Below are 22684 nucleotides of genomic sequence, written 5' to 3' on the forward strand. Positions count from 1 at the left end.
ACGTTGTCGAGCCTCGATTCGAGGATCTTCAGCAGCTCGTCGCCGGTCTTGCCGGTTCGGCGGTTCGCCTCGTCGTAGTAGCCGCGGAACTGCTTCTCAAGTATCCCGTAGATGCGTGCGCACTTCTGCTTCTCACGCTTCTGCAGCAGGTACTCGGAGTCCTTGGTGCGGCCACGGCCGTGCTCACCCGGAGGATACGGCCGGATCTCGATCGGGCACTTGGGTGACTCGCACTTGCTGCCCTTGAGGAACAGCTTCGTCTTCTCACGGCGGCAGCGCTTGCAGTCCGCGCCGGTATAGCGGGCCATGCTTGTCCTTCTCTCCTTTTCGGCCAGAGATGGCGCGATCATGTGTTTCGTCGCGCCACCGGAGGCCTTGAGTGATCACCTGGTGACCACTCAGCCCTGGTGTTGCCGGCGCGAACTCCGCCAGAGGTAGCGCGACCGAGGCATTCCTCGCGCCACCGCGGGCCCTGATGTACCGGGTCAGACCCTACGTCGTTTGGGCGGCCGACAACCGTTGTGAGGCGTCGGGGTCACGTCCTGGATGGCGCCGACCTCAAGGCCAGCCGCCTGCAGGGAGCGGATCGCCGTCTCCCGGCCCGACCCCGGACCCTTGACGAAGACGTCCACCTTGCGCATCCCGTGCTCCTGCGCCTTGCGAGCGGCGTTCTCCGCCGCCATCTGCGCGGCGAACGGCGTCGACTTACGGGAGCCCTTGAACCCGACGTGCCCGGCGCTCGCCCAGGAGATCACATTTCCGCTGGGGTCCGTGATCGACACGATCGTGTTGTTGAAGGTGCTCTTGATGTGGGCGTGGCCGTGCGCGACGTTCTTCTTTTCCTTGCGCCGGACCTTCTTGATCCCGGCGGCACGCGTCTTTGGCGGCATATGTGCTCGTGGTCTCCGTTTGCGAGGTCGTCGGTCAGTGCCCGGCGGTGATGACCGACAGTGGTCACACCGACCGAAAGCCGCTGACTACTACTTCTTACCGGCCTTCTTCTTGCCGGCGATGGCACGGCGTGGACCCTTGCGGGTACGCGCATTGGTGTGGGTCCGCTGCCCGTGGACGGGAAGGTTCCGCCGGTGCCGCAGGCCCTGGTAGCAACCGATTTCCATCTTCCGCCGGATGTCCTGGCGTACCTCTCGGTGCAGGTCACCCTCGACCCGGTAGTGCGCGTCGATCCACTCCCGGAGGCTGACGATCTCTTCCTCGGAGAGGTCGCGAACGCGTGTGTCCGGGTTGACCCCGGTGGCGGCGAGGGTCTCCAGTGAGCGGGTCCGGCCGATCCCGAAGATGTAGGTGAGACCAACCTCGATCCGCTTCTCCCGTGGGAGGTCTACGCCTGACAGGCGTGCCATACCAGGTATTTCCTTCCTGTACCGGAGGTCTTGAGCGTCCCCACCCCGTCACGGCGCGCTGTCCGTCGAACCGGGCCCCGGCCTCCGACCGGGGGTGAGTGCCGTCTGACACGACACGGTGACGCTTTGACGAGCATGTCCAACACCCCGTAGCCGCGAAGCATCGTTCCCGACCACCGGGCCACGGCGTCAGCCCTGACGCTGTTTGTGGCGCAGATTGTCACAAATGACCATTACCCGGCCATGGCGACGGATCACTTTGCACTTCTCGCACATCTTCTTGACGCTCGGTTTGACCTTCACGGCTGCACGAACCTCCTTGCGCAACCGCTGGGGCGCGCGTCCGGATGGCTGGGAATCCCCGGCCTCCGGCGAGTGATCTGATCAACCATCACATCGCCGTCGGCCAGGCGAGCTTACTTGTAGCGGTAGACGATCCGACCCCGGGACAGGTCGTACGGGGACAGCTCGACGACCACCCGGTCCTCCGGAAGGATTCGGATGTAGTGCTGACGCATCTTGCCACTGATGTGGGCGAGAACGCGATGACCGTTTTGGAGCTCAACCCGGAACATTGCGTTCGGGAGTGGCTCCACAACTCGGCCCTCGATCTCGATGGCCCCGTCCTTCTTCGGCATGTCCTCCGCTGTCCTACCCTCGGGTGTCCGACGGTGGACACAGACGAACGTCAACGCCCGACTAACCGTCGGCTCCTAAGTGTACGTTGCCCATCCGTCAAGAGCCAACCTGGCTCTGCCGTGCGACCGAACAGGACGGTCGAGCGCCGTGCGGGGCTGCGATCAGGCAGCGGAGCTCTGGGCCGGCTGGCCGCAGGCCACACCGAGCTCGGCGAACTTCGCGACGCCGCCATCGAGCGCGGTCAGCACCCAGGGCCCCCGCGATGTGACGGCGACCGTGTGTTCCGTGTGAGCGGCGAACGAGCCGTCGGTGGTGACCACCGTCCAGTCGTCGTCGAGCACCGCTGTGTCCGGCCTACCAAGCGTGATCATCGGCTCGATCGCGAGTGCCACCCCTTCGACCAGCCGGATGCCGCGGCCCGGTCGCCCATGGTTGAGGACGTGGGGTGGCTGGTGCATTTCGGTGCCGATCCCGTGCCCGCCGTAGTGGTCCACGATGCCGTACCCGAGTGGATGGACGTAACGCTCCACCGCCGCCGAGATGTCGGTGAGTTTACCCCCGAGCTGCGCGGCCGCCAGACCTCGCCACAGTGCCTGCTCACACGCCTCGGTCATCTCCAGGAGGTTCTGCGCAACCGCTCCGACCGGCACCGTTATCGCGGCATCACCGTGCCAGCCGTTCACGATCGCGCCACAGTCGATCGAGATGAGATCTCCCTCGCGCAGCACCCGCTTGCGCTGGGGGATGGCATGCACGACCTCGTTGTTGACCGACGTGCAGATCGTCGCCGGAAAGCCCTGGTAGCCCTTGAAGGATGGGATGGCACCCTCGTCGCGGATGGCCTTCTCGGCGATGGCATCGAGATCAGCGGTGCTGACACCCGGTTCGACGGCCGCACGCAGCTTCGCCAGGGTGCGCGCGACGACAAGTCCCGCCACCCGCATTTTAGCGATCTCACCATCGGTCTTGATCTGGACATGCTCTCGTCGCGCCACGCTCGTCGCCCCGGTCCGTATCCCTGGTCTGTTCGAGGCCTCCGGTCACGCGAAAAACATGATCGCGTACCCTTCGGCCATGTCTGCCTGCGGCCTCCGGTCACGCGAAAAACATGATCGCGTGCCCTTCGGCCATGTCTGCCTGCGGCCTCCGGTCACGCGAAAAACATGATCGCGTGCCCTTCGGCCGGGTGACCCGAAACCGCGGTCCCGCCCAAGTCTGCCTGCCGAATCGGCACGGCGCCGCCTACGGGCGCCGCAACCGAGAACGCCGGCACCGCCAACCGCCCCTGCCCCATCGCCGCCCAGACCGCCGTACGCACTCATCAACATCCGGGCGGCAGACCCTAGCTGGCATAGTGACGCAGAGCGTCCAACGCACGATCGGTGACGTTGTCCACCGGGCCGGTGGCGTCGAGACCGATCAGCAGGCCCTTTGCCGCGTAGTAGGCCACCAGGGGTGAGGTCTGTTCGGCGTAGACCTCCAGCCGGTGGCGCACGGTGTCGGAACGGTCGTCGTCACGCTGGAACAGCTCACCGCCGCAGCGATCGCAGACGCCCTCCACCGCGGGTGGATCGAAGTCCACATGCCAGATGTGCCCACAGTTACGGCAGGTCCGCCGCCCGGACAGCCGCCGCACCACCTCATCGTCGTCGACGACGAGTTCCAGGACGACATCCAGGCGCGTACCCATTCCCTCGAGCAGCTGCCCCAGGACCTCGGCCTGCGGCACGTTGCGCGGGAACCCATCAAGCAGGAAGCCCTTGGCGGCGTCCTCCTCGGCCAGCCGATTTCGGACCATCGCGATGGTGACCTCATCAGGAACGAGATCACCCGCATCCATGTACCGCTTCGCGAGCACGCCGAGGTCAGTGCCCTCTCGGACGTTCGCCCGGAAGATGTCTCCCGTTGAGATCTTGGGGATCGACCGCGCCTGGGCGATGAACGCGGCCTGGGTGCCCTTGCCCGCACCCGGCGGTCCGACCAGTACGAGGCGCACTACCGCAGGAAACCTTCGTAGTTGCGGAGCATGAGCTGGCTTTCGATCTGTTTGACGGTCTCCAGCCCCACCCCCACAATGATCAGTACCGAGGTGCCGGCGAAGGGGAACGGTTGCTGCTTGGTGAGGTTCAGCAGCGCCAGCGGCAGCACCGTGATGACGCCGAGGAAGAGCGAACCCGGGAGGGTGATCCTCGACAGAACCCGATCGAGGTACTCCGCGGTCGGCCGGCCGGGCCGAATTCCAGGGATGAAACCGCCGTACTTCTTCATGTTGTCCGCCACCTCGGTCGGGTTGAAAGTGATGGCCACGTAGAAGTAGGTGAAGAAAATGATCAGACCGGCATAGATAATCAGATAGAGGGGATGATCACCCCGAGCCAGGTAGCGCTGTTCGAAATCCTGGAAGGTCCTGTTGCCCCAGACCTGACCGAGCAGCTGCGGAAGCTGGAGCAGGGACGACGCGAAGATCACAGGTATGACGCCGGCCTGGTTGACCTTGATTGGCAGATAGGTCGAGGTACCGCCGTACATTCTGCGGCCGATCAGCCGCTTGGCGTACTGCACCGGGATCCGGCGCTGTGACTGCTCGACAAACACCACGAATACGACGATCGCCAGACCAAGCAGACAAATCAGGCTGAAGACGACACCGCCGGCCACCTGGAGAATCCGCGTTCCCTGCGACGGCAGTGCGGCCGCGATCGACGTGAAAATCAACAGGGACATTCCGTTGCCGACGCCGCGGCTCGTGATCAATTCGCCAAGCCACATGATGACGGCGGTGCCCGCGGTCATGGTGATGACGATGACCGCGATGCGGAACAGGCTGGTGTCCGGGATGATCGGCGTGGAACAGCCGGGGAAGAGGTTGCCGCTGCGGGCGAGCGCGACGATGCCGGTCGCCTGTAGCACTCCCAGGGAAATAGTCAGATAACGGGTGTACTGCGTGAGCTTCTGCTCGCCGGACGTGCCTTCCTTCTTCAGCTGTTCGAGACGCGGAATGACCACGACCAGCAGCTGGATGATGATGCTCGCCGTGATGTACGGCATGATCCCCAGCGCAAAGATGGAGAGCTGAAGAAGAGCGCCCCCGCTGAAAAGATTGATCAGCGAGTAGACGTTGCGGCTGTCGGCGCTCGCGGAGGACAGGCACTGGTTGATCGCACTGGTTGAGATCCCCGGAGACGGCAGCACGCTGCCCATCCGGAACAGGACGATGATCCCGAACGTAAAGAGCAGCTTCTTACGCAGGTCAGGCGTGCGGAAGGCCCGCGTGAAGGCGGTGAGCACGACTCCTCCTGCTGATCGTCACGGCAAACGCACTCGATGGACGACTGTCCCGACCGAACATAGGACCGGCGGTGCACGGTGTGCCGACTGTAACAGTAGAGACGGTCCACTCGTCCCGACATGGGCCAGCGATGGCATCCAGCGCGCCGGCATCACGGCCGATCCCGGAGCCGGCACAACCGTCGGTCACCGCCGGGATCAGTGGCGGCGCCAGTTGGCCCATAGCCTTTCGGATTATTCAGAACAGACCTGGCTTATCGTTACAAAACTGTGGGTCGGACGCAACCGGAGACGGAACAATCATGCATCTCCCCGGCTACCGGGCTCCCCCGCCGCCGGAAGCCCCGTGCGACGCCAAGCGCCGGACGGGGCTTCGCGTCGCACGGGGCGCCGCACAGCCTCAGAGCTCGACGACGCTGCCGCCGACAGCGAGGATCTTCTCCCGGGCGCTGGTGGAAAACGCGTGGGCGCTCACATTAAGGGCCACGCCGATCTCCCCGTCGCCCAGGACCTTCACGAGAGCATTGCGGCGCACCGCACCAGCACCGACCAGGTCATCCACGCTGATCTCACCGCCCGCCGGGAACAGCTCGGCGAGAGTGGCGACATTGACAACCTGGTATTCCTTGCGGAACCGGTTCCTGAACCCCTTGAGCTTGGGCACGCGCATGTGCAGCGGCATCTGGCCGCCCTCGAAGCGGACCGGGACCTGCTTGCGCGCCTTCGACCCCTTCGTACCGCGACCGGCGGTCTTGCCCTTGGAGCCCTCACCCCGACCGACGCGCATCTTGGCCTTGTGGGCGCCCGGTGCGGGCTTGAGGTGGTGAATCTTGAGGCCGCGGCCGCGGGCGGCATCCGCCGTCTCCACCTCGGATGTCTTGGTCAGGTTGCTCATTCATCCACCTCCTCGACCGTAACGAGATGGGTCACAGTTGCGATCATCCCGCGCACTTCCGGGCGGTCATCGCGGACAGTAGTGGCTCTGATTCGACGGAGCCCGAGGGTCCGCAGGGTCTCACGCTGGTTTCGCGTCCCGCCGATGCCGGAGCGGATCTGGGTAATCTTCAAGCGTGCCATCACGCACCGACCCCGGCCGCCCGGGCCCGCAGCATCGCCGGCGGTGCAACGTCCTCGATCGGCAGTCCGCGGCGTGCCGCGATCTCCTCGGGACGCATCAGACCCCGTAGTGCCGCAACGGTGGCATGCACGATGTTGATCGGGTTCGACGAGCCCAGCGACTTCGACAGGACGTCGTGAACACCCGCGCACTCCAACACCGCGCGTACCGGGCCACCGGCGATGACGCCGGTACCCGGCGAGGCCGGCTTGAGCAACACGACTCCGGCCGCAGCCTCGCCCTGGATCGGGTGCGGAATCGTCGAGCCGATCCGCGGCACCTTGAAGAAGTGCTTCTTGGCCTCCTCAACGCCTTTGGCGATGGCGGCCGGCACCTCCTTGGCCTTACCGTAACCCACACCCACAGTGCCGTCCGCGTCACCAACGACGACGAGTGCGGTGAAGCTGAACCGCCGACCGCCCTTGACCACCTTCGCCACCCGGTTGATGGCGACGACACGCTCGATGTAGGCGTTCTTGTCCTGCGCCGGACCGCCGCCCTGGCGGTCGCGGCGTTCCCGACGGTCAGAGCCGCCGGAGCCGCCTCCGCGGCGCTGCTGGCCTGGCATCAGTACATCTCCCTGTTCGTTGAGTTTCCGCGCGTCCAACGGCGGGGCATCAGAACTCCAGCCCGCCTTCCCTGGCGGCGTCCGCGAGCGCGGCTATCCGGCCGTGGTAGGTCCGACCACCACGATCGAACACCACCGCGGCAATTCCCGCTTGCCGGGCACGCTCGGCGACGAGTTGCCCGACGGCCTTCGCCTGTGCGGTCTTGTCGCCGTCCGTGGCACGCAGCGACACGTCCAGCGTGGACGCTGACACGAGGGTGTGGCCGGCGCTGTCGTCGATGACCTGGGCATAAATGTGACGAGCCGAGCGCGTGACCACGAGCCGCGGGCGGGCGGGTGTACCCGCGATCTTCTTGCGAATCCGCACGTGCCGGCGAAGCTTCGCCGAACGCCGCTGGGCGCTGACACTGACAGCCATGATCCGTTCCCCTACTTCCCGGACTTGCCGACCTTGCGGCGGACGACTTCGCCCTGGTACCGCACACCCTTGCCCTTGTACGGGTCTGGCTTGCGGAGCCGACGGATCTTGGCTGCCACCTCACCGACCTGCTGCTTGTCGATCCCGTGAACGACAAAACGCGTCGGCGACTGCACCTCGAACCGGATGCCCTCCGGTGCCTTCACCGCGACCGGGTGACTGAAACCGAGTGCGAACTCCAGATCCGAGCCCCGAGCCTGAACGCGGTAACCGACGCCGACGATCTCAAGCGCCTTCGAGTATCCGCTGGTGACCCCGGTGACCATGTTGGCCACAAGCGAACGGGTCAGACCGTGCAACGCCCGCGACCGGCGTTCGTCGTCCGGGCGGGTGACGAGCAGTTGACCGTCCTGTGCACTGACGGTGATCGGTTCCACTACAGAATGACTGAGAGTCCCCTTGGGCCCCTTGACGACGATCGCCGAGCCGTCCATGGACACATCCACGCCGCTGGGCACCGAGATCGGCAGCCGTCCAATGCGTGACATCGCGCGACCCCCTACCAGACGTAGGCGAGGACTTCCCCGCCTACCCTGCGCTTGTTGGCCTGCCTGTCAGTGAGCAGGCCCGATGACGTGGAGATGATCGCCACGCCGAGGCCGCCGAGCACCTTGGGCAGGTTGGTCGCCTTTGCGTAGACCCGCAGGCCCGGCTTACTGATGCGCTTCACTCCGGCGATGGAGCGCTCTCGGTTCGGGCCGTACTTCAGCTCCACGACGAGGGACGCGCCGACGGCGCCTTCCGGCGGCTCCTCAACGTGCCATCCGGCGATGTAACCCTCCTGCTGGAGGATCTCGGCAATATGCGTTTTGATCTTGCTGTTCGGCATCACCACCTGATCGTGGTATGCGCGGTTGGCATTGCGGACACGGGTCAGCATGTCCGCAATTGGATCTGTCATCGTCATGGGGCTGGAGCCTTCCTCGTGGCGGTTCCCCGGAATATCGGACCGGGGCCTGCCGCGAACCGGTGGGTGGTGTGAGTCAGCAGCGGAGCTTTCCCGCTACCACGAGCTCTTGGTGATCCCGGGAAGCTCTCCACGGTGCGCCATCTGCCGTAGGCATACCCTGCACAGACCGAACGTCCGGTAAACCGACCGCGGCCGCCCGCATCGCTGGCAACGGGTGTAGCCCCGCACGCCGAACTTCGGCTTGCGGATCGACTTTTCAATCAATGCCTTCTTCGCCATCTGCCTGCCATGCCTTCTCTCTGGCCGCCGGTGGTGCGAAAACCACAATCGCACCACCGGTTACCATCAGTTCTCCTTGAAGGGGAAGCCCAACCCGCGAAGCAGCGCGCGGCCCTCGTCGTCCTTGGTAGCGGTCGTGACAACCGTGATGTCCATGCCGCGGACCCGGTCGATACGGTCTATGTCGATCTCATGAAAGATCGACTGTTCGACCACGCCGAAGGTGTAGTTACCGGATCCGTCGAACTGCTTCGGTGACAGGCCCCGGAAGTCACGGATACGCGGGAGGGCTACCGACACGAGCCGGTCCAGAAACTCCCACATCCGATCACCACGCAGGGTTACCTTCGCCCCGATAGGCATGCCCTCCCGCAGCTTGAACTGCGCGATGGACTTCTTCGCCCGACGAACGGCCGGCTTCTGGCCGGTGATCGCTGTGAGGTCCCGCAACGCGCCGTCGATGAGCTTCGCGTCCCGGGCGGCGTCGCCGACACCCATGTTGACCACGACCTTGACCACGGTCGGAATCTGCATCACGTTCGGGTAGTGGAACTGCTCACGCAGGCCCGACGCGATCTCCTCGCGATACCGCAGCTTGAGCCGTGGCAACGGACGGGGTTCGGTGACTCGGGATTCGGTGATAGTAGTCATTTCGATCCCTACAGCTCGGTGCCGGTGCGGCGGGAGATCCGCACCTTCGTACCGTCGTCGTTGACGCGGTAGCCGATCCTGGTCGGACGGCCGTCGGACGGATCCACAATCATGACGTTGCTGACGTGGATGGGCGCTTCCTGGGTCACGATCCCGCCGGACTGCGAGCCGCGGGCCGAGGTGTCCACCCGGGTGTGCCGGGTGACCCTGTTCGCACCCTCGACAATCACCTTGTCCTCAACGGGAAAAGCCCTGATGACCTTTCCCTTGAGACCACGGTCCTTACCGGTCACGATCTGGACCGTGTCACCCTTCCTGATCTTCATTCCGGCCACGGTCACAGCACCTCCGGCGCCAGCGAAATAATCTTCATGAACTTCTTGTCACGCAGCTCCCGGCCAACCGGGCCGAAGATGCGCGTACCCCGGGGGTCGCCACCGTCCCGGATGAGCACGGCGGCGTTCTCGTCGAACCGGATGTAGGAGCCGTCGGGACGCCGGCGCTCCTTGGTAGTGCGTACTACGACCGCCTTGACCACGTCGCCGCGCTTGACGCCGGCCCCGGGCAGGGCGTCCTTCACGGTCCCGACGATGATGTCGCCGATACCGGCATAACGACGCCCCGAACCGCCGAGTACCCGAATGCACAGCAGTTCCCTGGCACCCGTGTTGTCGGCGACCCGAAGTCGCGACTCCTGCTGGATCACTTCCCGCTCCCGAACTGCGTCTGCGCCCGCCTGCCGGCGGCCGGCTCGCTAGACCCTTCCAATGCCTCCCGCGGCGCACAGAACATGATCACGCCGCCTTCGGCCGGTCCTACACGATCGGCTGGTCGATCTACTTCGCCTTCTCCAGCACTTCCACCACACGCCAGCGCTTGGTCGCTGACAGCGGCCGGGTCTCCATGAGCAGAACCCGGTCACCGACGCCGCTCGTACTGTTCTCGTCGTGTGCCTTGACCTTCTTGGTACGCCTGATGGTCTTGCCGTAAAGCGGGTGCTGAACCCGGTCCTCCACCGCGACGACCACGGTTTTGGCCATCTTCTCGCTGACCACGAGGCCCTCACGAACCTTGCGGAAGCCGCGATCGGCGGTCGCGCCCGACGCGGCGGCCGGCGCAGTGGTCGGCACGGCGGCCGGCGCGGTAGGCGCCGCCTCCGCCGGGGGGTTGCCTGTCGTCGGGGTGCCGTCCGTTGTCATCCCATTCACGCCCGTTCCACCTGTATTGCCGCCGTTGCCTGCAACGGCTCGATGCCGTCAACCGCTCCGACCACACCGGTTTCGATCAGATCAGGATCATCGACAAGACCGAGCTCACGCTCCCGAAGCACCGTGTAGATGCGCGCGATGTCGCGCCGAACGGCCTGCAGGCGACGGTTGTTGGAGAGCTGGCCGGTGGCCGCCTGAAAACGGAGGTTGAACAACTCCTCCTTGGCCTCGCGGAGCTTGTCCACCAGGTCCTGCCCGGACAGTGCCCGCAGTTCGTCCGCGGTCGCGGTCACCATCAGGCACCTCCCTCGCGGGTCACGAACCGGCACTTCATCGGGAGCTTGTGGATGGCACGCCGCATCGCCTCCCGGGCGACCGGCTCGGCCACACCCGAGAGCTCGAACATCATGCGTCCGGGCTTGACGTTGGCGATCCACCACTCCGGTGAACCCTTGCCGGAACCCATCCGGGTCTCGGCCGGCTTCTTGGTCAGCGGCCGGTCCGGGTAGATGTTGATCCAGACCTTGCCACCACGGCGGATGTGACGCGTCATCGCGATACGCGCCGACTCGATCTGCCGGTTCGTCACATAGGCGGACTCGAGCGCCTGGATGCCGAATTCGCCGAACGCGATTTTGGTGCCGCCCTTGGCCGCGCCACCACGATCGGGGTGGTGCTGCTTGCGGTGTGCGACCTTGCGGGGAATCAACATCGTCCTAGCCCTCCGTCTCCTGGGCAGCCTGCGTCGCGGGCGCGGCGGTATCGACCGGGGCCGGCGCTGCTGCCGGGGCCGGCGCTGCTGCCGGGGGCGGAGCCGGGGTCGGCGCTGCTACCGGGGGCGGAGCCGGGGTCGGAGCCGGGGTCGGAGCCGGAGCTGCTGCCGGAGCAGCCGGAGCCGGAGCCGGAGCCGGCGCTGCTGGCGGAGCAGCCGGAGCCGGAGCCGCCGGGACATCCGCCTGCGCGCTCGGGGCAACGACGGTCGGTGCGGGACTGGCGTCGGCCGCAGCGGCACCGCCTGCAGCGGCACCGCCTACCGTCGCTGCGTCGCCGCCGCCGCTGCCACGACCCCCCCGCCGCTCACCCTGCCGCGCTGCCGCACGACCGGCCTCGGTGCCGCCGGTGGTGGTACCCGACGAACCCGAACGCGGCCCACGGCGCGGACGCTCCCGGCGGTGCTGGCGCTGAAGTGCCTCCTGCGCCTCCCGCTCCGCACGGCTCTGAACGATGTCACCCTTGTAGATCCAGACCTTCACACCGATACGGCCGAAGGTGGTCCGGGCCTCGTAGAATCCGTAGTCGATGTCGGCGCGCAGCGTGTGCAGAGGCACCCGGCCTTCGCGGTAGAACTCCGAGCGGCTCATCTCGGCCCCGCCGAGGCGTCCGGAACACTGCACCCGGATGCCTTTGGCGCCGCCCTTCATCGCCGACTGCATGGCCTTGCGCATCGCCCGCCGGAAGCTGACCCGGCTCGACAGCTGCTCCGCCACGCCCTGCGCGACGAGCTGGGCGTCGACCTCAGGGTTCTTCACCTCAAGGATGTTGAGCTGGACCTGCTTGCCGGTCAGCTTCTCGAGGTCGCCGCGGATGCGGTCGGCCTCGGCACCGCGACGTCCGATGACGATCCCCGGGCGGGCGGTGTGGATGTCCACCCGCAGCCGGCCCTGGGTCCGCTCGATGTCGACCCGGCTGATTCCCGCACGCTCCATGCCCCGGGACATCATCTTACGGATCTTCACATCTTCGCCGACATACGCCTTGTACTGCTTGTCGGCGTACCAACGAGAGGTGAACTCCGAAGTGATCCCGAGTCGGAACCCGTGCGGGTTGACCTTCTGCCCCACTACCGGGCCCTCCTTGCAGTCTGCGATGCGCCGGTCGACGCGCCGCGGGTCACCGAAACCGGTTCCCGGCTTTCAACGACGACCGTGATGTGGCTGGTCCGCTTCCGGATCCGGTAGGCACGACCCTGCGCCCGCGGACGGATGCGCTTGAGCGTCGGGCCCTCGTCGACGTAGACCTCACCCACCCAGAGCGTGGACGGGTCAAGCCCGTGATTGTGCTCGGCGTTCGCGACCGCGCTCGCGACCACCTTGTACACGTCCTCGCTGGCCGCCTGTGGGGCGAAGCGAAGGATGTCCAGGGCCTCGCGGGCGGAACGGCCACGGACCAGGTCGACGACCCGACGTGCCTTGGTCGGCGAGACCCGGACATAGCGGGCCGATGCCTTCGCTCCGTCCAGACCGGACCGGGTGAGCCCGTCCACGAGGTCGTCAGCCACGGCGTGACCTCCGGTCTTCCTTGACGTGACCGCGGAAGGTCCGCGTCGGCGCGAACTCGCCGAGCTTGTGACCGACCATCCCCTCGGTGATGAACACCGGGATGTGCTTGCGGCCGTCGTGCACGGCGATGGTGTGCCCGAGCATGTCCGGGATCACCGTCGAACGCCGCGACCAGGTCTTGATGACGTTCTTCGTGCCCTTGGCGTTCTGCACGTCCACCTTCTTGAGCAGGTGGTCGTCGACGAACGGGCCCTTTTTCAGACTGCGTGGCATGGCGTGTCTCCTCCTTCCTGCTCAGAACCGATGGTCATGCGTCGATTGACACCGAATGGGATTGATCATGATCACCGCCGCCTGTTCTGCTTCCGACGACGGACGATCAGCGCGTCGCTCGCCTTGCGGGTGGCACGGGTGCGGCCCTCGGGGCGGCCCTTGGGGTTCACCGGATGACGGCCGCCGGAGGTCTTGCCCTCACCACCACCATGTGGGTGGTCGACCGGGTTCATCGCCACACCGCGGACGGTGGGACGACGGCCCTTCCAGCGCATCCGGCCGGCCTTGCCCCAGTTGATGTTGCTCTGTTCGGCGTTGCCCACCTCGCCGACCGTCGCCCGGCACCGGACGTCGACATTGCGGATCTCGCCGGAGGGCATCCGCAGTTGGGCGAAGGGACCGTCCTTGGCCACCAGCTGCACGCTTGTACCGGCGCTACGCGCGATCTTCGCTCCGCCACCGGGACGCAGTTCGATGGCATGTACCACCGTGCCGGTCGGGATGTTGCGCAACGGAAGGGCATTACCCGGCTTGATGTCAGCCGTCGTGCCCGAGCTGACCATGTCACCCTGCTTGAGCTTCACCGGGGCGAGGATGTAGCGCTTCTCGCCGTCGGCGTAGTGCAGCAGTGCGATCCGTGCCGTCCGGTTCGGGTCGTACTCGATGTGCGCGACCTTGGCCGGCACGCCGTCCTTGTCCCGCTTGAAGTCGATCAGACGGTACGCACGCTTGTGACCACCACCCTGGTGCCGCGTGGTGATGCGCCCGTGGACGTTGCGACCGCCCTTCGAGTGCAGCGGGCGGACCAGCGACTTCTCCGGGTGGTCACGAGTGATCTCGACGAAGTCGGCCACGCTCGAGCCACGGCGGCCGGGGGTGGTCGGCTTGTACCTGCGAATGCCCATTGTCTACCTACCCGTGTCCGAGCTACGGCGCGCCGGGCCCAGCGGGCGCCTGGCGGTGTTCTCGTCGGCTTGCGTGTCACGCACCAGGGCCTCCGAACATCTCGATGGCGTCCCCGGGGGCCAGGCTGACCATGGCCCGCTTGGTGGACTTCCGCTGGCCCCAACCGCCCTTGGTGCGCTTGCGCTTTCCCGAGCGGTTGATGGTGTTCACCCGCAGCACCCGGACGTTGAATATCTGCTGGACCGCAATCTTGATCGCAGTCTTGTTGGCATCCGGACGCACGATGAACGTGTAGACGTTCTCGTCCAGCAGGCCGTAGCTCTTCTCGGAGACGACCGGCTTGATGATCACGTCACGCGGATCGGGAATCACTTGGCTTCCTCCTCGGCTTCCGCGTCGTCATCGGCTTGCGCGTCGTGACCGGGGCGGGTCAACGACTCCGGGACTCCCAGTGGCTCCGCGTCGCCGGCCGGGATGCCAGCTTCGGACTCCCCTGCCGCCGGCGGCTGCGATCGGGCCAGGAACGTCACCAGAGCGCCCTGCGTGAACACGACATCGTCGCTTACGAGCACGTCATAGGTATTGAGCTGGCCGGGATCGAGCAGATGCACGGCGGGGACGTTGCGCAGGCTCTTCCAGGTGACGTCGTCGTCGCGGGCCGCCACGACCAGCACCCGGCGGGTGTCCGCGATCGCCCGGAGCGCCGTGACCGCGGCCTTCGTCGACGGCGTCTCACCGGCGACCAGAGACGACACGACGTGGATCCGGTTGTTGCGCGCCCGGTCGGACAGGGCCCCGCGCAGCGCGGCGGCCTTCATCTTCTTGGGCGTCCGCTGGTCGTAGGAGCGGGGCTTGGGGCCGTGGACGATGCCGCCGCCGGTGAACTGCGGGGCACGCAGCGAGCCCTGGCGGGCCCGTCCTGTCCCCTTCTGCCGGTAGGGCTTACGACCGCCGCCACGGACTTCGCCGCGGGTCAGCGTCGAGTGGGTGCCCTGGCGCGCCGCGGCGAGCTGAGCCACCACCACCTGGTGGATGAGCGGGACGTTCAATGCGATGTCGAACACCGCCCCGGGCAGCGCTGTGCTGCCGACCTCGCCACCGGCGGGGGCGTGGACAACGATCGTGCGGGTCTCGGGCTCGGCGGTGGCATCCGCGGAACCCCGCGACCGGGTGCGCGCTGCCGTCGTCGCTGCGCTCATGTCGACACCTCCTCGCTGGATGTCACAGCACTGTCGCCCGTGGCGGGTGGCTGCGCTGCCATCTCGGTAACGGGCTCGAAGTCGGCAGGGGCGGGACGCTTGGCCGCACTGCGGACGAGCACCAGACCCCCGTCAGGGCCGGGCACCGCACCCTTGATCAGTAGATAACCGCGTTCGGTGTCGACCGCGTGGACGGTCAGGCCCGGGACGGTGACCCGTTCGTGCCCCATCCGCCCGGCCATCCGCAGGCCCTTGAACACACGCCCGGGAGTGGCGCAGCCGCCGACCGAACCCGGCGAGCGGTGCTTGCGCTCGACACCGTGGCCGGCGCCAAGACCCTTGAAGCCGTGCCGCTTCATCACACCGGCGAAGCCCTTACCCTTGGATGTCCCGGTCACATCCACCACTTCACCGGCGGTGAAGACCTCGCCGGTGAGCTCCTGGCCGGGCCGGTACTTCTCGGCGTCCGCCGTGCGCAGCTCCACCAGGTGGCGCCGCGGGGGCACCCCGGCGCGCGCGAAGTGACCGCGCAGCGGCTGCGTCACCCGACGGGGATCGACCTCACCGTAACCGAGTTGGACTGCCGAGTAGCCGTCCGAATCCGACGTCCTGATCTGCGTCACCACGTTCGGGCCAGCCTTGATCACTGTGACCGGGACGATGCGGTTGTTCGCGTCCCATACCTGGGTCATCCCGAGTTTGGTGCCCAGCAGGCCCCTGTAGTTGCGATTGAGCATGACTGCGCCGGCCCCTTTAAAGCTTGATCTCGATGTCGACACCGGCTGGAAGATCGAGGCGCATCAGCGAGTCGACCGTCTTCGGCGTCGGGTCAAGAATGTCGATCAGCCGCTTGTGTGTGCGCATCTCAAAGTGCTCGCGACTGTCCTTGTACTTGTGCGGTGACCGGATCACGCAGTAGATGTTCTTCTCCGTCGGCAGCGGCACCGGTCCCGCGACCTGCGCACCAGTCCGCGTCACCGTCTCGACGATCTTTCGCGCCGAACTGTCGATGATCTCGTGGTCGTAGGCCTTGAGCCGGATGCGGATCTTCTGTGCCGCCATGGTGGGCTTCGCCTGTCCTGTCTGTCTCGTCCGGCTCGCTGGCCCTGCAGGGTCCGTTCCCGGCCGGAGCTGCCGCCGGATGTACCGCTTGTTGACACGTCCGTGCACCGCGCGAGCGGCGGGCGTGAAGAGCCCACGGGGCCTGCGGCCCGCCGCTCGCGGCGGCTACTTGAGAATCTTGGTGACTCGACCGGCACCGACGGTCCGGCCACCTTCGCGGATGGCGAAGCGCAGGCCGTCCTCCATGGCGATCGGCTGGATGAGCTCGACCGTCATCTCGGTGTTGTCGCCCGGCATGACCATTTCGGTACCCTCGGGGAGGGTCACGACCCCGGTCACGTCGGTGGTCCGGAAGTAGAACTGCGGACGGTAGTTGTTGAAGAACGGCGTGTGGCGACCACCCTCGTCCTTGCTGAGGATGTAGACCTGCGCCTCGAAGTTGGTGTGCGGCGTGATCGACTTCGGCTTGGTGACAACCTGGCCGCGCTCGACGTCCTCGCGCTTCACACCACGCAGCAGCAGGCCGACGTTGTCACCGGCACGCCCCTCGTCGAGCAGCTTGCGGAACATCTCGACACCGGTGACGGTCGTCGTGGTGACATCCGGCCGGATACCGACGATCTCGACGGTCTCGCTGACCTTGACGACACCTCGCTCCACACGACCGGTGACAACCGTGCCACGTCCGGTGATTGTGAAGACGTCCTCGATCGGCATGAGGAAGGGCTTGTCGATGTCGCGCTCCGGCTCCGGGATGGAGTCGTCGACAGCCTGCATCAGTTCCAGAAGCTTCGCGCCCCATTCCTTGTCGCCCTCGAGCGCCTTGAGCGCCGAGACGCGAACCACCGGAACGTCGTCACCCGGGAACTCATACGAGCTCAACAGCTCGCGAACCTCGAGCTCGACAAGCTCGAGAATCTCCTCGTCGTCGACCATGTCGGCCTTGTTCAGCGCCACGACGATGTAGGGCACGCCGACCTGGCGGGCGAGCAGCACGTGCTCCTTGGTCTGCGGCATCGGGCCGTCGGTCGCCGACACGACCAGGATCGCGCCGTCCATCTGGGCGGCACCCGTGATCATGTTCTTGATGTAGTCGGCATGACCGGGGCAGTCGACATGGGCGTAATGCCGGTTGTCGGTCTGATACTCGACGTGGGCGATCGAGATCGTGATACCGCGGGCCTTCTCCTCCGGCGCCTTGTCGATCTGGTCGAACGGCGTGAAGGGGTTCAGCTCCGGGTGTGCGTCGTGCAGGACCTTGGTGATAGCCGCGGTCAGCGTGGTCTTGCCATGGTCGATGTGACCGATGGTGCCGATGTTGACATGCGGCTTGTTCCGCTCGAACTTCTGCTTCGCCACGGGTGTCCCTCCAAGGACGGGTGGTGTCGTGCCGTGCTGATGATCGTGGTCGTGTCAGGCCCGGGACGGCGCAGGTGCGCCCCGCCCCGGCCACCCGTCACTCCCCGCGTGCTTTCGCGATGATTTCCTTGGCAACCCCCGCCGGGACCTCGGCGTAGGAGTCGAACTGCATCGAGTAGGAGGCCCGGCCGGATGTCTTCGACCGCAGGTCTCCGACATAGCCGAACATCTCCGACAATGGGACGGTCGCCCTCACGATGCGTGCGCCGGACCGTTCGTCCATGGCCTGGATCTGCCCGCGCCGTGAGTTCAGGTCGCCGATCACATCACCCATGTAGTCCTCGGGTGTGGTGACCTCGACCGCCATCACCGGCTCGAGCAGGACCGGGTCGGCCTTGCGGGCCGCCTCTTTGAACGCCATCGAACCGGCGATCTTGAAGGCGAGTTCGGACGAGTCGACATCGTGGTACTGACCGTCGGTCAGGGTGACCTTCACATCGACGAGGGGGTAACCGGCAAGGACACCGAACTCCATCGCCTCCTGGCACCCGGCGTCGACGGACGGGATGTACTCGCGTGGAATACGACCGCCGCTGACCTTGTTCGCGAACTCGTAGCCACCGCCGTCACCGCCGGAGGGCTCGAGATCGATGATCACCCGGGCGTACTGCCCCGAACCGCCGGTCTGCTTCTTGTGCGTGTAGTCGACCTTCTCGACCTTGCGGCGGATGGTCTCCCGGTAGGCGACCTGCGGCTTGCCCACGTTGGCTGTGACACCGAACTCGCGGCGCATCCGGTCGACGAGCACGTCGAGATGCAGCTCACCCATACCCGCGATGATCGTCTGACCGGTCTCGTCGTCGGTCCGGACCTGGAAGGTCGGATCCTCCTCGGCGAGGCGGCCGATGGCCGTACCCAGCTTCTGCTGGTCGGCCTTGGTCTTCGGCTCGATCGCGACGCTGATGACCGGCGCCGGGAACGTCATCGACTCCAGGATGATCGGGGCGTTCGGGTCGCAGAGCGTGTCGCCGGTGGTCGTGTTCTTCAGGCCGACCACGGCGACGATCTGACCGGCACCGACACCGTCGCGATCCTCGCGGTGGTTGGCGTGCATCTGCAGGATGCGGCCGATCCGCTCCTTGCGATCCTTGGTCGAGTTCAGCACCGGCGATCCGGCGGTGAGCCGGCCCGAGTAGACCCGGATATAGGTCAACTTCCCCACGTAGGGGTCAGTCATGATCTTAAAGGCGAGCGCGGAGAACGGTTCGTTCTCATCCGGTGCACGCGAGACCTCGGTCTCCTCGCGACCCATCGCGTGCCCGACCGTGACACCGATGTCCACCGGGCTCGGCAGGAAGTCGACAACGGCGTCCAGCATCGGCTGCACGCCCTTGTTCTTGAACGCCGATCCGCACAGGACCGGGTTCACCGAACCGACCAGGGTCGCCCGGCGCAGCGCCGCCCGCAGCTGCTCCTCGCTGGGCACCTGGCCCTCGAGATACAGCTCCATCAGGCTGTCGTCGTTCTCGGCGACGGTCTCGACCAGCTTGTCCCGCCACTCCTGAGCAGCCTCAGCATGGTCACGCGGGATGTCGACGATCTCGTAGGAGGCGCCCTTGTCCTCGGTGTGCCAGAGCAGGCCCTTCATCGCGACCAGGTCGATGACACCCTTGAAGTCGGCCTCGACGCCCCACGGGAGCTGGATGACAGCCGGGGTCGCGGCGAGCCGGTCGACCATCATGTCGACGCAGCGGTGGAACTCGGCGCCGACCCGGTCCATCTTGTTGACGAACGCGATCCGCGGGACGTTGTAGCGGTCAGCCTGGCGCCAGACGGTCTCGCTCTGTGGCTCGACTCCGGCTACGGCGTCGAAGACCGCGACCGCACCGTCGAGGACCCGCAGCGAGCGCTCCACCTCGACCGTGAAGTCGACGTGCCCCGGGGTGTCGATGATGTTGATGATGTTGTCGCGCCACGTACAGGTGGTGGCGGCGGAGGTGATGGTGATCCCCCGCTCCTGCTCCTGCTCCATCCAGTCCATGGTGGCACCGCCATCGTGGACTTCGCCGATCTTGTAGTTGACGCCGGTGTAGAAAAGAATCCGCTCGGTGGTCGTGGTCTTACCCGCGTCAATATGGGCCATGATCCCGATGTTGCGGGTCGTGGCCAGCGCGGTAGGTACGTCAGCAGACATATCGGTTACCAGCGGTAGTGGGCGAAGGCCTTGTTGGACTCCGCCATCTTGTGGGTGTCCTCGCGCCGCTTCACGCTCGCGCCGAGACCGTTACTCGCGTCGATCAGCTCGTTCATGAGGCGCTCGGTCATGGTCTTCTCACGCCGCTGCCGGGCATAGCCCACCAGCCAGCGAAGCGCGAGGGTCGTGCTCCGGCTCGAGCGCACCTCGACCGGCACCTGATAGGTGGCACCACCAACCCGGCGGCTGCGCACCTCCAGCGTCGGCTTGACGTTGTCGAGGGCACGCTTGAGCGTGACCACTGGATCGTTACCGGTCTTTTCCCGAGCACCCTCGAGCGCGCCGTAGACGATCCGCTCGGCCAGCGACTTCTTGCCGCTCAGGAGAACCTTGTTGACCAGCGCTGTCACCAGCGGTGAGCCGTAGACCGGATCGACGACGACGGGATGCTTGGGAGCCGGGCCTTTGCGTGGCATCAGGCCTTCTCCTTCTTCGCTCCGTACTTGCTGCGCCCCTGCTTGCGGTTGCGGACGCCCTGAGTGTCCAGCGTCCCGCGGACAATCTTGTAGCGGACGCCCGGAAGGTCCTTCACCCGGCCGCCGCGGACCAGGACGATCGAGTGCTCCTGCAGGTTGTGCCCCACCCCCGGGATGTAGGCGGTGACCTCCATCCCGCTGTGGAGCCGGACACGGGCGACCTTGCGAAGCGCCGAGTTCGGCTTCTTGGGCGTGGTCGTGTAGACCCGGGTGCACACGCCACGACGCTGCGGGCTCCCCTTGAGTGCCGGGGTCTTGGTCTTCTCGACCTTGTCCTGCCGGCCCTTGCGGACCAACTGCTGGATCGTCGGCAACGCCGCTCCCGTTCCTCTTCCGTCCCTGCCGGTACCTGCCGATATGTCAGCTGTGTCCGACCCACGCGGTCGGGTGTGTCGAACCCCCTCGGAAAACCGTCGGGAAACCCGAGCGGTCTGCCATGGGAGTGCGCCCGTCCACCTGAGGTGGGGCCGGGCCGTCCGAAGTCGCCGCCGGCCCGGCAGGACGGGCCACAGCGCCACTGGATGGCACAAGACACAGGTCAAACGTGCAGCGCACAGCGCCGCAGAAGGCGAGACTACCGAACCGGCAACCGATGTGTCGAATCGGGGGTCTCCGATGGTGGCGGAACCACCGCCCCCCGGGGCGGAACCACTAGCCGGCGGACGGCAGCTTCTGCAGCTTGCAGACGAAAAAGCCCTCGAAATCCTTGCCCGGGAGGATCCGGCGAGCGCCGGCGAGCGCCGGATCAAACGTCTCCGAGCGCCAGTGCCGCAGGCCCGGCCGCCATGCGCCCGGCGCCCAGCCGTCGATGTCGACCTCGATCGGGCACACCTGCACGGGGTGGTGGCGCAACAGGTAGCTCAGCGGAGCCTCGTTCTCCTCCGGCCCGAACGTGCACGTCGAGTAGACGAGGATGCCGCCGGGGCGCAACAGGCGACAGGCCGCGACCAACATCTTGCGCTGCAGCCAGCCATAGTTCGTCACCCGTTCCTCGCTCCAGTACCGCAGCGTGGCGGGGTCACGTAGGTCGACCAGACCCTCGCCGGTGCACTGGGCGTCCAGCAGAACCCGGTCGAACCGCCCCTCGACGAACTTGTCCGCGTACTGGGCCGGGTGACAGGTGGCGGCGGCGAGCCGGACGTGGAACTGCTGCGTCACCTCGCGCAGCTTGTCCAGCCGGGGCCGGATGCCGTCGTTCGCCCACAGGCTCGCGTCATTGTCGACCAGCGCGGCGATGTGCGCCGTCTTGCCGCCGGGCGCCGCACACAGGTCGATGATCGCCTCCCCCGGCGCCGGATCGAGGGCGAGCGCGGGCACGAGGCTGGAGATGTTCTGGATGTAGGCGTGGCCACCGGTGAAGATCTCCGAGGCGGACAGGACCCGCTTCTCACCGCCGAGGAGGTATCCGTCGGGGCACCAGCCGAGCGGCTCGAGGGTGAGCCCGAGCGCGGCGATGGCACGGCGGACCTCGGCTGGACCCAGGGGCGACAACCGGTTCACCCGGACCCCGGTGCGCCGGTCGAGGGACAGGCGCGCGACAACCTCGGACTCGGCCATGTCCAGGATCTCACTCAGCCGCCGGACGAACAGCGTTCGTTTCCGGCTTCCTCCACCGACCCGCGCACCCCCGGCCACCGGTGACACGCTACCGAACCCGCCCACCTGGCGAATGCGGTCGATGCAGTCGATGCGCTGGATGCGGTTGATGTGGTTGATGCGCTGGATAATCCAGCGGCGGCCGACGTCGTCGGCCACAATCCGCAGTCACGTTTCCCGACACCGCATCAAATCGTTCGACCGGCTGCGCTGACGAGCAAATCCTCAACGATATCGAGCCCTGGGCCACTCCCTATGTGTCACCTTCGAGACTGATTACCCGCGCACTACCGAAGGTGTGAGCCGAGTCATGATGTTGGATGCTTGCCGGTTAATCCCCGCCCCGATAACTTCGATTTCGTCACCGTCAGTTCGGATGACTACGATGGAGGAATCATGCCTACTTCTCTCCGGCATCTCGACCACAATCAGGAAATCAGCCCGTCAAGTGCCTTCGGGCTGGTTATCGAGGTATCCGAGGACGTGGAGATTTCCGTTTTCAGCGCGGCTGAAGCCGTTGAGAGGCCGATCCTCGCATCGCTGGTCACCCGCTCCCCGGCGGACCGCGACGGTAACACCGTCGGTCGGGAAATGCTGAGTATCCGCACCGGCGGTGGGCGCTCAGCAGCAGCCCCGACACCGGGGCCGGCCGGCAACGGCACCACGGCTGACGCCGGTACCGATGAGACCACCATCGACAACGCCATCGGGCACCACGATGACGATCATACACCTGTCGGGCTCGCAGACATTCAGCGCAGCGACGGCTGATTACCGAACC

35 protein-coding genes are annotated in these 22684 nt (G+C 66.2%); 1 reads left to right on the forward strand and 34 read right to left on the reverse strand.

Annotated elements, in window-relative coordinates; genetic code table 11:
- The 34 genes from rpsD to U9979_RS21790 form a co-directional block, all read right to left on the reverse strand.
- On the reverse strand, positions 1 to 308 hold a 308-nt coding region (rpsD, locus tag U9979_RS21625; protein WP_322780784.1), incomplete at its 3' end, for a 30S ribosomal protein S4.
- A gap of 177 nt (positions 309 to 485) precedes the next feature.
- The gene (rpsK, locus tag U9979_RS21630; RefSeq protein WP_013875088.1) at positions 486 to 890 is read right to left on the reverse strand and encodes a 30S ribosomal protein S11; all 405 of its coding nucleotides are present in this window, start codon (positions 888 to 890) and stop codon (positions 486 to 488) included.
- A gap of 90 nt (positions 891 to 980) precedes the next feature.
- On the reverse strand, positions 981 to 1361 hold the full coding sequence (gene rpsM, locus U9979_RS21635; protein ID WP_322747175.1) for a 30S ribosomal protein S13: 381 nt from the start codon (positions 1359 to 1361) through the stop codon (positions 981 to 983).
- 189 nt (positions 1362 to 1550) lie between these two features.
- On the reverse strand, positions 1551 to 1664 hold the full coding sequence (gene rpmJ, locus U9979_RS21640) for a 50S ribosomal protein L36 (RefSeq protein WP_322747174.1): 114 nt from the start codon (positions 1662 to 1664) through the stop codon (positions 1551 to 1553).
- A gap of 113 nt (positions 1665 to 1777) precedes the next feature.
- The gene (infA, locus tag U9979_RS21645) at positions 1778 to 1999 is read right to left on the reverse strand and encodes a translation initiation factor IF-1 (RefSeq protein WP_006541558.1); all 222 of its coding nucleotides are present in this window, start codon (positions 1997 to 1999) and stop codon (positions 1778 to 1780) included.
- A 162-nt stretch (positions 2000 to 2161) separates the two neighbouring features.
- Entirely contained in the window at positions 2162 to 2995 is an 834-nt protein-coding gene (gene map / locus U9979_RS21650) for a type I methionyl aminopeptidase (protein ID WP_322780785.1), read from the reverse strand.
- 347 nt (positions 2996 to 3342) lie between these two features.
- On the reverse strand, positions 3343 to 3996 hold the full coding sequence (locus U9979_RS21655) for an adenylate kinase (RefSeq protein WP_322747173.1): 654 nt from the start codon (positions 3994 to 3996) through the stop codon (positions 3343 to 3345).
- Positions 3996 to 5288, reverse strand: coding sequence for a preprotein translocase subunit SecY (gene secY, locus U9979_RS21660; protein WP_322747172.1), 1293 nt, complete (start codon positions 5286 to 5288; stop codon positions 3996 to 3998). The genes U9979_RS21655 and secY overlap by 1 nt, the downstream gene beginning before the upstream one ends.
- 400 nt (positions 5289 to 5688) lie before the next feature.
- Positions 5689 to 6183 (reverse strand): 50S ribosomal protein L15, encoded by a 495-nt coding sequence (rplO, locus tag U9979_RS21665; RefSeq protein WP_322747171.1) that lies wholly within the window; start codon positions 6181 to 6183, stop codon positions 5689 to 5691.
- Complete coding sequence (gene rpmD, locus U9979_RS21670) at positions 6180 to 6365, reverse strand: 50S ribosomal protein L30 (RefSeq protein ID WP_322747170.1); 186 nt, start codon at positions 6363 to 6365, stop codon at positions 6180 to 6182. The genes rplO and rpmD overlap by 4 nt, the downstream gene beginning before the upstream one ends.
- Positions 6365 to 6973, reverse strand: coding sequence for a 30S ribosomal protein S5 (gene rpsE, locus U9979_RS21675; protein WP_322747169.1), 609 nt, complete (start codon positions 6971 to 6973; stop codon positions 6365 to 6367). The genes rpmD and rpsE overlap by 1 nt, the downstream gene beginning before the upstream one ends.
- A gap of 49 nt (positions 6974 to 7022) precedes the next feature.
- Positions 7023 to 7391, reverse strand: a complete 369-nt coding sequence (gene rplR / locus U9979_RS21680) for a 50S ribosomal protein L18 (RefSeq protein WP_322747168.1) — start codon at positions 7389 to 7391, stop codon at positions 7023 to 7025.
- A gap of 11 nt (positions 7392 to 7402) precedes the next feature.
- Positions 7403 to 7939, reverse strand: a complete 537-nt coding sequence (gene rplF, locus U9979_RS21685) for a 50S ribosomal protein L6 (RefSeq protein WP_322747167.1) — start codon at positions 7937 to 7939, stop codon at positions 7403 to 7405.
- Positions 7940 to 7950: 11 nt separating this feature from the next.
- Positions 7951 to 8358: a 30S ribosomal protein S8 gene (gene rpsH, locus U9979_RS21690; RefSeq protein ID WP_322747166.1), complete on the reverse strand. Its 408-nt coding sequence runs from the start codon at positions 8356 to 8358 to the stop codon at positions 7951 to 7953.
- Between the two features lie 96 nt (positions 8359 to 8454).
- Positions 8455 to 8640 (reverse strand): type Z 30S ribosomal protein S14, encoded by a 186-nt coding sequence (locus U9979_RS21695; RefSeq protein WP_322747165.1) that lies wholly within the window; start codon positions 8638 to 8640, stop codon positions 8455 to 8457.
- 66 nt (positions 8641 to 8706) lie between these two features.
- Positions 8707 to 9291: a 50S ribosomal protein L5 gene (gene rplE, locus U9979_RS21700; protein ID WP_322747164.1), complete on the reverse strand. Its 585-nt coding sequence runs from the start codon at positions 9289 to 9291 to the stop codon at positions 8707 to 8709.
- An 8-nt stretch (positions 9292 to 9299) separates the two neighbouring features.
- Positions 9300 to 9617: a 50S ribosomal protein L24 gene (rplX, locus tag U9979_RS21705; protein ID WP_322747163.1), complete on the reverse strand. Its 318-nt coding sequence runs from the start codon at positions 9615 to 9617 to the stop codon at positions 9300 to 9302.
- 11 nt (positions 9618 to 9628) lie between these two features.
- Positions 9629 to 9997, reverse strand: a complete 369-nt coding sequence (rplN, locus tag U9979_RS21710; RefSeq protein WP_131748536.1) for a 50S ribosomal protein L14 — start codon at positions 9995 to 9997, stop codon at positions 9629 to 9631.
- A gap of 130 nt (positions 9998 to 10127) precedes the next feature.
- Positions 10128 to 10499 (reverse strand): 30S ribosomal protein S17, encoded by a 372-nt coding sequence (gene rpsQ, locus U9979_RS21715; RefSeq protein ID WP_416220276.1) that lies wholly within the window; start codon positions 10497 to 10499, stop codon positions 10128 to 10130.
- Entirely contained in the window at positions 10496 to 10795 is a 300-nt protein-coding gene (gene rpmC / locus U9979_RS21720) for a 50S ribosomal protein L29 (protein ID WP_322780786.1), read from the reverse strand. The genes rpsQ and rpmC overlap by 4 nt, the downstream gene beginning before the upstream one ends.
- Positions 10795 to 11211 (reverse strand): 50S ribosomal protein L16, encoded by a 417-nt coding sequence (gene rplP, locus U9979_RS21725; RefSeq protein ID WP_322747161.1) that lies wholly within the window; start codon positions 11209 to 11211, stop codon positions 10795 to 10797. Before rplP ends, rpmC begins: the two co-directional genes overlap by 1 nt.
- 4 nt (positions 11212 to 11215) lie before the next feature.
- A complete protein-coding gene (rpsC, locus tag U9979_RS25385) occupies positions 11216 to 12340 on the reverse strand; it encodes a 30S ribosomal protein S3 (protein ID WP_416220277.1) in 1125 nt (374 codons plus the stop codon).
- Positions 12340 to 12777, reverse strand: a complete 438-nt coding sequence (gene rplV / locus U9979_RS21735; RefSeq protein WP_239310551.1) for a 50S ribosomal protein L22 — start codon at positions 12775 to 12777, stop codon at positions 12340 to 12342. Before rplV ends, rpsC begins: the two co-directional genes overlap by 1 nt.
- Positions 12770 to 13051 (reverse strand): 30S ribosomal protein S19, encoded by a 282-nt coding sequence (gene rpsS / locus U9979_RS21740; protein ID WP_322747160.1) that lies wholly within the window; start codon positions 13049 to 13051, stop codon positions 12770 to 12772. The genes rplV and rpsS overlap by 8 nt, the downstream gene beginning before the upstream one ends.
- Before the next feature lie 71 nt (positions 13052 to 13122).
- On the reverse strand, positions 13123 to 13956 hold the full coding sequence (rplB, locus tag U9979_RS21745) for a 50S ribosomal protein L2 (protein ID WP_322747159.1): 834 nt from the start codon (positions 13954 to 13956) through the stop codon (positions 13123 to 13125).
- Positions 13957 to 14032: 76 nt separating this feature from the next.
- Positions 14033 to 14329 carry a 50S ribosomal protein L23 gene (gene rplW, locus U9979_RS21750; RefSeq protein WP_322747158.1) on the reverse strand — a complete coding sequence of 99 codons (297 nt, stop codon included), beginning with the start codon at positions 14327 to 14329 and terminating at the stop codon, positions 14033 to 14035.
- Entirely contained in the window at positions 14326 to 15156 is an 831-nt protein-coding gene (gene rplD / locus U9979_RS21755) for a 50S ribosomal protein L4 (protein ID WP_322780787.1), read from the reverse strand. The genes rplW and rplD overlap by 4 nt, the downstream gene beginning before the upstream one ends.
- Positions 15153 to 15893: a 50S ribosomal protein L3 gene (rplC, locus tag U9979_RS21760; protein ID WP_322780788.1), complete on the reverse strand. Its 741-nt coding sequence runs from the start codon at positions 15891 to 15893 to the stop codon at positions 15153 to 15155. Before rplC ends, rplD begins: the two co-directional genes overlap by 4 nt.
- Positions 15894 to 15909: 16 nt before the next feature.
- Positions 15910 to 16218, reverse strand: a complete 309-nt coding sequence (gene rpsJ / locus U9979_RS21765) for a 30S ribosomal protein S10 (protein WP_322747155.1) — start codon at positions 16216 to 16218, stop codon at positions 15910 to 15912.
- Positions 16219 to 16383: 165 nt separating this feature from the next.
- Positions 16384 to 17577, reverse strand: coding sequence for an elongation factor Tu (gene tuf / locus U9979_RS21770; protein ID WP_131748559.1), 1194 nt, complete (start codon positions 17575 to 17577; stop codon positions 16384 to 16386).
- A 97-nt stretch (positions 17578 to 17674) separates the two neighbouring features.
- The gene (fusA, locus tag U9979_RS21775; protein WP_322747154.1) at positions 17675 to 19771 is read right to left on the reverse strand and encodes an elongation factor G; all 2097 of its coding nucleotides are present in this window, start codon (positions 19769 to 19771) and stop codon (positions 17675 to 17677) included.
- 5 nt (positions 19772 to 19776) lie between these two features.
- Positions 19777 to 20247, reverse strand: a complete 471-nt coding sequence (gene rpsG, locus U9979_RS21780) for a 30S ribosomal protein S7 (RefSeq protein ID WP_322747153.1) — start codon at positions 20245 to 20247, stop codon at positions 19777 to 19779.
- Complete coding sequence (rpsL, locus tag U9979_RS21785; protein WP_322747152.1) at positions 20247 to 20621, reverse strand: 30S ribosomal protein S12; 375 nt, start codon at positions 20619 to 20621, stop codon at positions 20247 to 20249. The genes rpsG and rpsL overlap by 1 nt, the downstream gene beginning before the upstream one ends.
- Positions 20622 to 20958: 337 nt before the next feature.
- Positions 20959 to 22062: an RsmB/NOP family class I SAM-dependent RNA methyltransferase gene (locus U9979_RS21790; RefSeq protein WP_322780789.1), complete on the reverse strand. Its 1104-nt coding sequence runs from the start codon at positions 22060 to 22062 to the stop codon at positions 20959 to 20961.
- A 237-nt stretch (positions 22063 to 22299) separates the two neighbouring features.
- Between U9979_RS21790 and U9979_RS21795 the strand changes: the two genes are divergently transcribed.
- Positions 22300 to 22674, forward strand: coding sequence for a hypothetical protein (locus U9979_RS21795; RefSeq protein WP_322780790.1), 375 nt, complete (start codon positions 22300 to 22302; stop codon positions 22672 to 22674).
- Positions 22675 to 22684 lie beyond the last annotated feature (10 nt).

The sequence above is a fragment of the Protofrankia sp. Cas4 genome, assembly GCF_963555915.1.
Taxonomy (GTDB): Bacteria; Actinomycetota; Actinomycetes; order Frankiales; family Frankiaceae; genus Protofrankia.